General features: G+C 32.5%; 13 protein-coding genes and 1 riboswitch. Of the genes, 8 read left to right on the forward strand and 5 right to left on the reverse strand.

Features of this window, described 5'->3' with window-relative positions; all coding sequences use genetic code 11:
• Positions 1 to 20 precede the first annotated feature (20 nt).
• A complete protein-coding gene (locus tag RAH41_RS00570; protein ID WP_331219830.1) occupies positions 21 to 983 on the reverse strand; it encodes a helix-turn-helix transcriptional regulator in 963 nt (320 codons plus the stop codon).
• Positions 984 to 1,091: 108 nt separating this feature from the next.
• Here RAH41_RS00570 and RAH41_RS00575 point away from each other — a divergent pair, with 108 nt between their 5' ends.
• Entirely contained in the window at positions 1,092 to 1,571 is a 480-nt protein-coding gene (locus RAH41_RS00575; protein WP_331219833.1) for a GyrI-like domain-containing protein, read from the forward strand.
• A 310-nt stretch (positions 1,572 to 1,881) separates the two neighbouring features.
• On the opposite strand, the gene RAH41_RS00580 is transcribed toward RAH41_RS00575, so the two are convergent.
• Positions 1,882 to 2,547 carry an O-methyltransferase gene (locus RAH41_RS00580; RefSeq protein WP_331219834.1) on the reverse strand — a complete coding sequence of 222 codons (666 nt, stop codon included), beginning with the start codon at positions 2,545 to 2,547 and terminating at the stop codon, positions 1,882 to 1,884.
• A 178-nt stretch (positions 2,548 to 2,725) separates the two neighbouring features.
• Between RAH41_RS00580 and RAH41_RS00585 the strand changes: the two genes are divergently transcribed.
• Positions 2,726 to 3,103, forward strand: a complete 378-nt coding sequence (locus RAH41_RS00585) for a VOC family protein (RefSeq protein WP_331219835.1) — start codon at positions 2,726 to 2,728, stop codon at positions 3,101 to 3,103.
• Between the two features lie 51 nt (positions 3,104 to 3,154).
• On the opposite strand, the gene RAH41_RS00590 is transcribed toward RAH41_RS00585, so the two are convergent.
• On the reverse strand, positions 3,155 to 3,640 hold the full coding sequence (locus RAH41_RS00590; protein WP_331219836.1) for a QueT transporter family protein: 486 nt from the start codon (positions 3,638 to 3,640) through the stop codon (positions 3,155 to 3,157).
• 5 nt (positions 3,641 to 3,645) lie between these two features.
• Positions 3,646 to 3,690: riboswitch (PreQ1 riboswitch) on the reverse strand.
• 182 nt (positions 3,691 to 3,872) lie between these two features.
• Between RAH41_RS00590 and RAH41_RS00595 the strand changes: the two genes are divergently transcribed.
• On the forward strand, positions 3,873 to 4,826 hold the full coding sequence (locus RAH41_RS00595) for a carbohydrate kinase family protein (RefSeq protein WP_331219837.1): 954 nt from the start codon (positions 3,873 to 3,875) through the stop codon (positions 4,824 to 4,826).
• A gap of 338 nt (positions 4,827 to 5,164) precedes the next feature.
• On the opposite strand, the gene RAH41_RS00600 is transcribed toward RAH41_RS00595, so the two are convergent.
• Positions 5,165 to 6,322 (reverse strand): iron-containing alcohol dehydrogenase, encoded by a 1,158-nt coding sequence (locus RAH41_RS00600; protein WP_331219838.1) that lies wholly within the window; start codon positions 6,320 to 6,322, stop codon positions 5,165 to 5,167.
• A gap of 23 nt (positions 6,323 to 6,345) precedes the next feature.
• Positions 6,346 to 6,882 carry a flavodoxin family protein gene (locus RAH41_RS00605; protein ID WP_331219839.1) on the reverse strand — a complete coding sequence of 179 codons (537 nt, stop codon included), beginning with the start codon at positions 6,880 to 6,882 and terminating at the stop codon, positions 6,346 to 6,348.
• 337 nt (positions 6,883 to 7,219) lie between these two features.
• Here RAH41_RS00605 and RAH41_RS00610 point away from each other — a divergent pair, with 337 nt between their 5' ends.
• The 5 genes from RAH41_RS00610 to RAH41_RS00630 all read left to right on the forward strand — a co-directional run bounded on the left by RAH41_RS00610 (position 7,220) and on the right by RAH41_RS00630 (position 11,677).
• Positions 7,220 to 7,540: a winged helix-turn-helix transcriptional regulator gene (locus tag RAH41_RS00610; protein ID WP_331219840.1), complete on the forward strand. Its 321-nt coding sequence runs from the start codon at positions 7,220 to 7,222 to the stop codon at positions 7,538 to 7,540.
• 334 nt (positions 7,541 to 7,874) lie between these two features.
• Positions 7,875 to 8,990: a 4-hydroxyphenylpyruvate dioxygenase gene (gene hppD / locus RAH41_RS00615; RefSeq protein ID WP_331219842.1), complete on the forward strand. Its 1,116-nt coding sequence runs from the start codon at positions 7,875 to 7,877 to the stop codon at positions 8,988 to 8,990.
• A gap of 12 nt (positions 8,991 to 9,002) precedes the next feature.
• Positions 9,003 to 9,614: a flavin reductase family protein gene (locus RAH41_RS00620; RefSeq protein WP_331219844.1), complete on the forward strand. Its 612-nt coding sequence runs from the start codon at positions 9,003 to 9,005 to the stop codon at positions 9,612 to 9,614.
• Positions 9,615 to 9,618: 4 nt separating this feature from the next.
• The gene (locus RAH41_RS00625) at positions 9,619 to 10,515 is read left to right on the forward strand and encodes a fumarylacetoacetate hydrolase family protein (RefSeq protein WP_331219846.1); all 897 of its coding nucleotides are present in this window, start codon (positions 9,619 to 9,621) and stop codon (positions 10,513 to 10,515) included.
• Between the two features lie 10 nt (positions 10,516 to 10,525).
• Complete coding sequence (locus RAH41_RS00630; protein WP_331219847.1) at positions 10,526 to 11,677, forward strand: homogentisate 1,2-dioxygenase; 1,152 nt, start codon at positions 10,526 to 10,528, stop codon at positions 11,675 to 11,677.
• The last annotated feature ends 144 nt before the right edge of the window (positions 11,678 to 11,821 follow it).

Below are 11,821 nucleotides of genomic sequence, written 5' to 3' on the forward strand. Positions count from 1 at the left end.
TTAATATTTATTCATACTGCTTATGGGCAAAATAAATTTATTCTTTTTTGAAAACTTATAAAAACTTGTTCAGGAATTTTCCTTATCTTGATATCTTCACCTAAATACAGTAGCCAATTTGTAAACTCGGTTAATTCGTCAGAACTTTTAACATTTATATAAGTTCTTAGAATGGCTGTGGATTGGTAAGGATTTGTATAGGAAATTGAGACTTTTAATGGATGGTACTTTTTAAACTGTGCAATTGCCATTGGACCAAGTTCAACGATAAGATTCATTTCATCTTCTTGCTTACTTAGTTTTTCTAGAATTCTTTTTTTACTTAATCTTTTTTTTGTATGGTGTGGTATGACATCAATAAGATTATCAACAGGGAAAATTTTTTTCTTTTCATCCACCAAGTCAAAACCTTCAATTAGCCAATAACCTTTGTCATGATATAAGTGCAAAAGATAGATAGGATAAGAAATGGATTCACACTCTTCTTTGATGGTAATTAATAAACAAGTATCCATTAGAAGGACTTGGATGAGTTTTTCTAACATTGGATGAGGTAAGTCTGATAGATCAAGTAAGTCAGGATTTTTCGGATTTGTCCCTTCAAAGAGTAATATTTGATTTAAATGGACAAGTTCATCTTGTTGGTTTTCTGAGATTAGACCAAGTAATTTTTCAGTTAAAGATTGACGACTCTTTAGGTAAGGGAGTTGTTTATTTCTTGTTGCCATAAATGCAATAAATAGTGCCTTTATTTCATTATCTGTAAAGCGAACAGTTGGGAGGACAGAGTTGTTCAGAACAAAATAACCCCCATCTCTTCCAACTTCGGCGACAAGAGGCATCCCCATCGCTTCAATTTCTTTGATATCTCTTAAAGCAGTTGAACGAGAGATGTTAAATTCTTGCATGATTTCTGAAATTGTAAATTTAGCACGATTGTTTATATATCGCATGATGATATTAATGCGTTCAACTTTTTTCATCGGTATCTCCTAAACAGTATCATTTTTTGACATGATTTAAGTTTATTATAAACATATCAGCTGATGAAATAAATTGCTTGATAAATTTAGAAAAGGAAGGTTTTGAATATGACAAATTATAAATTAGAAGAAAAAGACAGTTTTAGAGTTTTAGGTATTGGAATTGAACTTAAAAGCGATTATACAGATTATGTAGGGATAAACAAAGAAAAGGAAAACTTCTGGGGGACTATTAAAGAAGATGGTAGATTGGATGCTTTAAAAGCCATAGCTAAAAATGACTATATTTTTTCTGTGAACGAAGCTGTGAATAACAAGATGATGCATTATGCTGGAGTCATGACTGAGGCAACAGTTGCTGAGGAATCCAGAGATATTCAATTCCCTAAAGGAGAATACTTAGTGGTAGAAGGAGAAGGGAATTCTGCAGATGAATTGTGTAATAATCTTACTGGCATCGCCTTTGGCCAAGTATTACCAGAAGTAAAAGATTTTGCCTATGTTGGTGGGCCAAACGCAGCGGTTATTATGGGAAATCGAAACGGCTTAGTATTTGGAGAAATGTGGATTCCTGTTGTGAAGAAATAATGAAAAAGGGGAAGTGAAAATCTCCTATATCGTTGATTTCAAACATGTTTCTACGGTTGTTTTAGAGACTTCCATAGTCGCTAGATGCGCTTGCAGGTTTACGAGCTAATGAAGTAGTTGATGAACTAATATATGACCTTAAGCTACAATTTTACGAATAAATAATAAAGAAGTATGGACGTTCTTAGTTTGTTCATACTTCTTTTTTGCTTATTTAGAACCTTATTCAATTTAGTTTAGAACGGACCAGGGCATGAAATATCATCCCAGTAGCTAAATAAGCCTAAAACAAAAAAGTTGATTTTTTGGATCACTTAACAATACCAATCACAAAACCATCATATCCTTTTAATCCAACAGTTTGAATAGCGGTAGTGTCAATTCGTGAGTCTGTAGTAATTAGATCCATTAATTGACGGACACCTTTGACACTTTCATCGTGACTCGTTTCATAAATTACTTCTCCGTTTCGAACGACATTATCCACAATAATTAATGCGCCAGAGTTTGCTAATTGTAATGCCCATTTTAAATAGTGAGGATTATTTGGTTTATCGGCATCAATAAATATGAAATCAAATAAAGGCTTTGAGTCTTTTAAAGTTGGCAATGTATCTAGCGCTTTACCTATAATAATTTCCACTTTATCTTGCAATTTTGCTTCTTTGATATTTTGTTTGGCAACTTTTGCATGCTCAGGGCTAATTTCTAAAGTTGTTAATTTTCCATCATCAGGAAGAGCACGAGCTAACCAAATACTACTATATCCACCTAGAGTACCGATTTCTAATATATTTTTAGCACCTTTAATTTTTGCCAATAGATAAAGTAATTTACCTTGAGTAGGAGACACGTCAATACTAGGTAGACCGGCTTGATAATTTGCAAGTAATACATTTTCTAAGATTGTATCGTTTGGAATTAGTTTTTCTACAAAATACTCATCAACATCGTTCCAAATTACATTATTAGGCAAGATTACTTCCCCCTTACTTTGTACTGCTTTCAAAAAAGTATATGGTATTGTTTGATAAAAATGCAGGAAAAAAGACAGATACATAAAGTGAAAATTCTTACTTAATCGGTTTGTTTTACAAATTTGGGTTTGCTAAAATAGATAGGTAGTAAAATTAACCAGTAGGAGAGAGTTTTATATGATTAATAAAATCGGTAAAGTTACTGTTTATGTAGAAGATCAAGAGCAAGCAAAAGATTTCTGGATTAATAAAATGGGGTTTGTTCTAAAAATAGAAATGCCAATGGGACCAGATGCTAAATGGATTGAAGTAGGTCCAAGTGAAAGTGAGTTTACTACTTTAGTTCTTTACTCTAAACCTTCAATGGAACAGTTTAAACCTGAAAAGATAGCTCATCCATCTGTACTTTTTAGTACAACGGATATTGAGGCTGCATATGAAAAAATGAAACAAAATGGCGTAAAAGTTGATGAACTGATGAAAATGCCATATGGTTCTATGTTTAATTTTTACGATCAAGATGGTAATGATTATTTATTAAGAGAAGACAAATAATACATATAATAAAAGGAGTTGTTTCCATATAGAGAAACAACTCTTTTTTACTTAAATAAGATGTTCGAATTTTACTCGTTTATTTAAATAGTACATAATCGGTATACCTACACACATTACTACAAATTCACCAATGGCTGTAGTTAAATAAGTCATTGGGAAAGGTAAATGAAATGCTAGTTTTAATTCGATAGCGATTAAGAACATAGTAATCGTAAAGACAACTGTATTAACAATCATTCTCGGTATAATACCTTTTATAAATTTTGATGTTCCAATTGTAATTAATAAGGAAATAATCGATTGGCCAACACCAAAGACTAAATCATATGCCATTATTGGAGAAAAGAAAAAATTAGCTAATATAACTCCTAAAACTACTCCATATATGTACTTTTTATTAAATACGACTAAGTGGTTAAATATTTCGGATACACGAAACTGTACATTCGTAAACCCGAATGGTTGAATAAAGTACGTTACTGCAATATAAAGTGCAGCAAAAACTCCATTAACAGTAATTGTTTTTAACTTCATTTTGTTTCTCCTTAGTTTTTTTTCGTGGGAGGTTTTCGAACCACGTAAAAAATATTTTTTAAACGTAAGAATAAATATTATACTTAAAAATAATTTTAGTCAATAATAATAAAGAAATTAATTATGAAAATAAGTTATAAAAAATACTTTATAAAAAATATATTATACTGGTATAATTAATGAATCAAAACAATTTATTTTTCTTTCAGTTTAAAGTGAAAGGACTGACAAAATGACAATTCCTTCTAATCCATATATATTAGTATTTGGTGTTTCTATATGTGATATTATCGGATTTACGAAAAAAAATTATCGTCCATATGATTCAAATCCAGGCAGTGTAAAAGTATCGTTTGGTGGTGTTTGCCGTAATATTGCAGAAAATATGGCAAAGATCAATTTAAATACAAAGTTTATTTCAGTCATTGGTGATGATATCAATGGAATCAATATGTTAAATCACGCAAAAAATTTGAACATAGATATGGAAGACACGTTAATTATTAAAGGAGAATCTACTCCAACCTATTTAGCCATTTTAAATGAAAGCGGGGAAATGGTCTCTGCGGTAGTAGATTTAGATATCACAAATAATTTTACAAAAGAATTTATAGACTCCAAAGCAGAAGTTATTCGAAATGCTGAATATATGGTGGTTGACGCAGATAATCCAAGTATTTTAGCTTATTTATTAACAAATTTTCATAATGAAACAAAATTTATTTTAGATCCTGTTTCTGCTTCAAAAGCTTCAAAAATAAAAGATTATATTCAATATTTTCATACGATTAAACCAAATCGACATGAAGCTGAAGTATTATGTGGATTTGAAATTACTTCTGTTGAAGATATACGAAAAGCCGGCAGATATTTTAGAGAATTAGGTGTTAAAAAAGTTTTTATTAGTTTAGATGCAGAAGGAATTTATTATAATGATGGAATAGAAGAAGGTATTATCCAAGCCGATGGCGTTTCTGTCGTTAATGTAACAGGAGCGGGAGATGCTTTAGTTGCTGGGATCGGATACGGCTATATGAATAATATGACCATTGTTGATACAGTTAAATATTCGGTTTCAATGTCTTCAATTACAATTTCACATGTCGACACGATTAATCCGAATATGTGTTGTAACGTTGTAGATCATCATATTAATGAACTTAATTGGGTAGAAATGCAATTTTAGATTAGAACCTTTAATAGGTTCTTTTTTTGTTTTAATTAGAAAATATGTTAGTAAATTTATGTAAGCAACAGATAGATTTTCTATGATAATATTAAGGATAGGTACAAAAAAAAGTCTGTGAAACCGCAATTAAAATCGATGAAACTAAAAAAAAAAATAAGCAAAACTACAAATAAAACCAATATAACTGCAAATAAGCCAACAATTAACCCACGAAAAATAAAAAACAGCAGATATTAATCAAAAAACTCATTATTTTGATACAAAAGGGTAATAGTTCAGAACTATTCACACTTACATAAAAAAGAACCTCGCTTAATGCAAGGTTCTTTCCATCATTAAAGAGAGCGTACTAAAATATCTCTCGCACTTTCCTTATCTAAAATTTTGTAACCACCAACTACTGGTTTTACGAAGGATTTTTCTACTAGTTCGTCTAAACGTGAGTCGTCAATTTGATAATCTGCTAAACGGTTTGGTGCGCCGATCGAATTCCAAAATTTTCTTAGTGCTTGGATCCCTTCTTCTGCAACTTGCTTTGTTGTTTTTCCTTCTTCAGAAATTCCAAAAACATTTGTTGCTAGCATTTTAATTCTGCTTGGATCATAGTCTAAACAGTGACTTAACCAGTTAGGGAATATTATTGCTAATCCACCGCCGTGTGGAATATCGTAAATGGCAGATACTGCATGTTCAATTTGATGTGATGCCCAGTCGCCGCCATCTGTACCGTTTAATAACGTATCATTAAAGGCTGTCGTTCCTGCGTACATAATTGTTTCACGTAATTCATAGTTTTCTAAATCCTTAACAAGCTTTCCACCAGCTTCGATTACAGTAATTAATAAACTTTCGATAAAGCGATCAATCATAGGTGTATTGCTAACACGGTGGAAATATTGTTCTAATGCATGTGACATAATGTCGACAATTCCATAGATTGTTTGGTCTAATGGTACCGAGAATGTATAGGAAGGGTCTAATATTGAAAATTTAGGGAAAACGAGTGGGTTACTCCATCCTCTTTTTTCATTCACGTCCATATTCGATATGACTGATGTGCAGTTCATTTCTGATCCGGTTGCAGCTAAAGTTAAAACAGTACCAAATGGAGTTGCATTTGTTGGTATAGATTTTCTAGTGATAAGATCCCACACATCTCCCTCGAATGGAACGCCAATCGCGATTGCTTTAACACAATCAATTACACTGCCGCCACCTACTGCTAAAATAAAATCAATTTTGTTATCTCTACAGATTTGAATTCCTTTTTGCACCGTTGTTAGTCTCGGGTTTGGTTCAACGCCAGAAAGTTCAAAAATCGTTTTTCCATTTAGTTGATTCATTACTTCATCATATACGCCATTTTTTTTAATACTGCCGCCACCATAAACGACAAGTATACGATTGTATTTGTTTACTTCACTTGCTAATTGTTCAATTTGATTTTTCCCAAACCATAATTTAGTTGGGTTATGTTGTAAAAATGGAATCAAGGTCTTGCTCCTTCTAGTTGTACTTATTTATTTTTTAGTGTCGTGTTTAGCAATTTCGCTTGTTGAATGGCTAATTGATCATCCAATATTGCTCCAGGTGAATTTCCTGTTCCAATAATATATCCTTCAAGTGTTGCTCCAACAAATTCGAAAATATGTTTAAATTGTAAAATTAATGGTAGTGCTTTAATTTTTGGCTGATCTCCACCAACAATTACGACATACATTTTTTTGTTTTTCATTTTTTCAGCGAATTGTAGATCTTTATTTCGAAGACTTTGAGACCAACGATCAATAAAGTTTTTCATGTATCCACTCATTCCATACCAATATAAAGGTGTTGAAAAAATAATCGTATCATGCTCGAGCATTTCTTTAATAATTTCTTCGTAATCATCATTAATTGGTTGGAAGCCATTTGGCTCGTGCCTTTGGTCGTTAATCGCCTTAATATTTTTATGACGTAATTGCACTTCCGTCTTAGCAACACCTTTTGTCATAATACTTGTTAGCTGCTCTGTATTTCCGTTCTCCCTAGAACTACCGTGAATGATAAACATATTGTTTCCACTCCCTTTTTGAATAAATTATGATTGTAATTATGAATGATAACGATCTTAAAATAAAGTACGTACTAAAAAGTGCCTATAAAACTTTTTGGGTAATATGAGTCTATAGAACTAAGTTTGGATATTTTATAACTAATAAATATTTGAACTATAAATTATTTGTATGCTATATTTTATGAACCTTTACTGTTGACTGCAAAATCATTAATAGGACAATAGTTATAATAACCAAAATAGTTGGTGATTTTGAAGTTTTCATTTGTACTAAAATAGTTGAGTAAAATAACGTTAATTTAATTTAATAGTAATTAGCAATGATGGAGGATCTATGAAAGAATATAATATGCCGATTGAAGCAGCAATTGAGGTAATAGGCGGTAAGTGGAAGTGTATCATACTTTGCCATTTAGAAACTGGTAAAAAAAGAACGAATGAGCTTAGAAAACTGATGCCTAAAATAACTCAAAAAATGTTGACACAGCAATTAAGAGAGTTAGAAGCGGATGGTCTAATTAATCGTATTGCTTATGATCAAATTCCACCTAAAGTGGAATACGAATTAAATGAATACGGTAAATCAATGAAACCTATTTTGGATCTCCTATGTACATGGGGTGCAAATCATATAAAGAAAAACAAAACGAGTTAATATTATTGTTATAAAATTAAGAAACGACAAAAAATTTATTTAATTGAAAATTTTTTGAAGGAATTTAAAATGAAGTGTAGAAATATTTATTTAGAGACTACTATATAAATGTAAAATCGATTCATAAAACGATCATTACATTAATATAGTAGTAAAGGTTGTGTGTTCGTTAGGGAGTTTCCAAAATATTACTAAATGGTATTCTTGGCGAATTGTCATCCTTGTTAAGAATTTTTTTTATGCGGTTTATTTGTTTTGTAAGCGTTTACTTAACGCTCTTACATAGTTTTTTTCTTTTCTTTACAAAAATCGTAATTTATAGGGGGAAATTAAAATGAAACAAGATGAATTAAAACAAACAAATACTAGCTATGATGTTTTTCCAGTACAAGATGTACATCATTTAGAACTATATGTGGGGAACGCGAAACAAACAGCTTATTTCTTTGCAAACACTTTTGGATTTACACCAGTAGCATACTCTGGTTTAGAAACAAAAGTACGTGATAAAGTTTCTTACGTATTAAAAAATGGTACAATTCGTCTAGTTATTACTGGAACTTTAAAAGAAGATTCTAAAATTGCTGATTTTATTAAAAAGCATGGCGATGGTGTTAAAGATATCGCTTTATTAGTTGATGATCTTGAGACAGCATATCAAGGTGCAGTAAGTCGTGGAGCAATTAAAATTTTACCTCCAACTGAAGTTAGCGATGAATATGGTACAGTTAAAAAAGCTGTAATCGGAACATATGGTGATACAATTCACACATTAATCGAAAAAGGCGATTATAATGGTCCTTTCTTACCAGGATATAAAGATCGTGCTTTCACAATTCCAGTAAATGAAACAGGATTAATTGCATTAGACCATGTAGTTGGTAACGTTGAAAGAATGGAAGAATGGGTTTCTTATTATGAAAATGTAATGGGATTCCAATCAATGATTCATTTTGATGATGACGATATTAGTACTGAGTATTCTGCATTAATGTCAAAAGTTATGACAAATGGAAGCAGAATTAAATTCCCAATCAATGAACCAGCTGAAGGTAAAAAGAAATCACAAATTCAAGAGTACTTAGACTATAACAATGGACCAGGTGTACAACATATTGCATTATTAACTGAAGATATTGTTGATACAGTTACTAAGCTTAGAGCATTAGGTGTAGAATTCTTAAAAACACCAGATACGTACTATGATATGTTAACAGAGCGCGTTGGAAAAATTGATGAAGATATTGAGAAATTAAGAGAATTAAAGATTTTAGTTGACCGTGATGATGAAGGGTATTTATTACAAATCTTCACTCGTCCAATCGTTGACCGTCCAACTTTATTTATTGAAATTATTCAACGTAAAGGTGCTAGAGGATTCGGTGATGGTAACTTTAAAGCACTATTCGAATCAATCGAGCGTGAGCAAGAACTTCGAGGAAATCTATAAGGAGTTGTAACAATGGAAATTAGACCGAATACTTTACCATGGCAAGATGCTTATAAGCTGTTAATTGGTTCAGTGTTGCCTCGTCCGATTGCTTTTGTTTCAACTGTAAACTCAGAAGGTGTAGCGAATGTTGCACCTTTTAGTTTCTTTACAGCGATTTGTGCTGACCCGATGTTAGTGTGCTTTGCACCAATGATTAGAGGTACAGACGGCGAGAAAAAAGACACATTAAAAAATATTGAACAGACGAAACGATTTATTATTAATATTGTAAGCGAAGAAATTTGCGAACAAGTTAATAATGCTGCTGCAGATTTTCCGTATGGAGTAGATGAGTTTGAACAAGTTGGTCTTACAAAAGTGGATGGGACAACTGTGCAAGTTCCTCGAGTAAAAGAAAGTTTAGTAGGACTAGAATGTGAGCTTCATGACCTACTACATTTTGGTGAGAACAAAGGTGCTGGAAGTTTAGTAATCGGTAAAGTCGTTAATGTTCATATAAATGATGATTTATATGCAGATGGCAAAATCAATACTGAAAAGCTTAATCCAGTTGGTCGCCTTGCTGGCCATTCTTACACTCGTGCTATTTCTGATACTTTTGCAATTGAAAGAAAAAGGTGAGGGTATGAAATTTATAACATTTCAATATGATGGTAATGAGCGTGCAGGATTATTAGTTGAAGATCAAGTAATCGATCTTAATAAAGCTAGTAATGGTCGAATTCCAGCGGATTTACTAACAATTCTAGAAAAATATGATTCATATAAAAATGAAATAGCAGAAATAACAGGAGAAAGAATTCCACTTTCTTCCGTTCAATTGCGAGCACCATTACCAAAACCACAAAGTATACGTGACTTTTATGCCTTTGAGGAGCATGTGAAAACTGCACGCGGCAGAAGAGGTCTAGAGATGATACCTGAGTGGTATGATGTACCAGTTTTTTATTTTACGAATCATCGAGCGGTTATTGGACCTGAAGATCATGTCAGCATTCCAACTAATTGTAAAAAGATGGATTTTGAATTAGAAATCGCATGTATTATCGGTAAAGAAGGTAAAGATCTCTCAGTTGAAGAAGCCGATGATTATATACTTGGCTATACAATTTTGAATGACTGGAGTGCTAGAGATATCCAAGCACATGAAGTTAAAGTTGGCTTAGGTCCATCTAAAGGTAAGGATTTTGCTACTTCTTTAGGACCTTGCATTGTAACAAAAGATGAAATTGAGAAATTTAGAACTGGTAAAAGCTATGATTTGAAGATGACAGCTGCAGTTAATGGAAAAGTCATTTCTAGTGGGAACTTTTCTTCGATTTATTATTCCGTTCCAGAATTAATTTCTCATGCTTCAAAAAATGTAACACTATATCCAGGAGATGTGATTGGCTCCGGTACTGTTGGAACAGGTTGTATTCTAGAACTTGGTGAAGAAAAACATCGTTGGTTAGAAGACGGAGACGTCGTTGAGTTAAGCATTACAGGTTTAGGTACATTACGAAATACTGTAAGAAAGTGAGGGGAAGCGTGTGTATTATCGTAGTCTAGGTAAGATTCCAAAGAAAAGACATATTCAATTTCGTAAAGAAGATGGATCATTATACAGAGAGCAGGTAATGGGTACAAAAGGATTTTCAGGTACTCAATCTATTTTATATCATACCCATATGCCTACATCAGTTAGTGAAACATCATTTTATAAATCACTTCAAATCGAATTTGAAGAACAGACATCCCTGCAACACCGCCATATTCGTACAAACAATTTAGAGCGTACAGGTGATGCTTTAGAAGGAAGAGTATACGTTTTAGGTAACTCTGATTTGTTAATTGCAGTTGCAAACGTAACGGAAGAAAGCAAGCATTTTTATCGAAATGGTGAAGGAGATGAAATGTTCTTCGTCCATTACGGTTCAGGTAAAATCCAAACAATGTTTGGAACAATTACTTACCGAAAAGGGGATTATATCATGATCCCGATTGGAACAATTTACAAAGTAGTTCCAAATGATGATACGAAGTTTTTAATTGTTGAATCAAATAGCCAATTAACAACGCCAAGACGTTATCGCAATGAATATGGCCAAATGCTTGAGCATAGTCCATTTTGCGAACGTGATTTTAGAGGACCAGAAACCTTAGAGACATATGATGAAAAAGGTGAATTTACTGTTCTAACTAGAGCAAGAGGAAACCTTTATAAACATGTCTTAACACATCATCCATTTGATGTCGTAGGATGGGATGGGTATTTATATCCATGGGCATTTAATATTGAAGATTTCGAACCGATTACAGGAAGAATTCATCAGCCACCACCAGTACATCAAACATTCGAAGGACATAATTTTGTAGTGTGCTCATTTGTTCCAAGGATGTATGATTATCATCCTGAAGCAATTCCTGCACCTTATGTACACAGTAATGTAAACAGTGATGAAGTCCTTTACTATGTTGAAGGAAACTTTATGAGTAGAAAAGGAATCGAACAAGAGTCTATTACATTACATCCATCAGGTATTCCGCATGGACCACATCCAGGTAAAACGGAAGGTAGTATTGGAAAGAAAGAAACATTAGAGCTAGCAGTTATGATTGATACATTTAGACCACTTTACGTAGTAAAAGAAGCACATCAATATGAAGATCCGGCTTATATGGGTAGCTGGATTGAAAAGTAGAGTCTTTTGATTCTACTTTTTGTTTGAATTTGAAACAAGCTATTTTCAACATACCGCATGCAATATGGAACTAGATAATTTGCAATATTCTTGAAAATAGTACTAGATTAACAGCTTAATAATATGATAAACTGACAACATTAT

It is taken from the genome of Gottfriedia acidiceleris, assembly GCF_036421055.1.
Classification (GTDB): domain Bacteria; phylum Bacillota; class Bacilli; order Bacillales; family Bacillaceae_G; genus Gottfriedia; species Gottfriedia acidiceleris_C.

Bases quoted from the DNA above. Each gene is read 5' to 3' on its own strand.
- RAH41_RS00570 (WP_331219830.1), bottom strand. From the start codon at position 983: ATGAAAAAAGTTGAACGCATTAATATCATCATGCGATATATAAACAAT.
- RAH41_RS00575 (WP_331219833.1), top strand. From the start codon at position 1,092: ATGACAAATTATAAATTAGAAGAAAAAGACAGTTTTAGAGTTTTAGGT.
- RAH41_RS00585 (WP_331219835.1), top strand. From the start codon at position 2,726: ATGATTAATAAAATCGGTAAAGTTACTGTTTATGTAGAAGATCAAGAG.
- RAH41_RS00590 (WP_331219836.1), bottom strand. From the start codon at position 3,640: ATGAAGTTAAAAACAATTACTGTTAATGGAGTTTTTGCTGCACTTTAT.
- RAH41_RS00595 (WP_331219837.1), top strand. From the start codon at position 3,873: ATGACAATTCCTTCTAATCCATATATATTAGTATTTGGTGTTTCTATA.
- RAH41_RS00605 (WP_331219839.1), bottom strand. From the start codon at position 6,882: ATGTTTATCATTCACGGTAGTTCTAGGGAGAACGGAAATACAGAGCAG.
- RAH41_RS00610 (WP_331219840.1), top strand. From the start codon at position 7,220: ATGAAAGAATATAATATGCCGATTGAAGCAGCAATTGAGGTAATAGGC.
- hppD (WP_331219842.1), top strand. From the start codon at position 7,875: ATGAAACAAGATGAATTAAAACAAACAAATACTAGCTATGATGTTTTT.
- RAH41_RS00620 (WP_331219844.1), top strand. From the start codon at position 9,003: ATGGAAATTAGACCGAATACTTTACCATGGCAAGATGCTTATAAGCTG.
- RAH41_RS00625 (WP_331219846.1), top strand. From the start codon at position 9,619: ATGAAATTTATAACATTTCAATATGATGGTAATGAGCGTGCAGGATTA.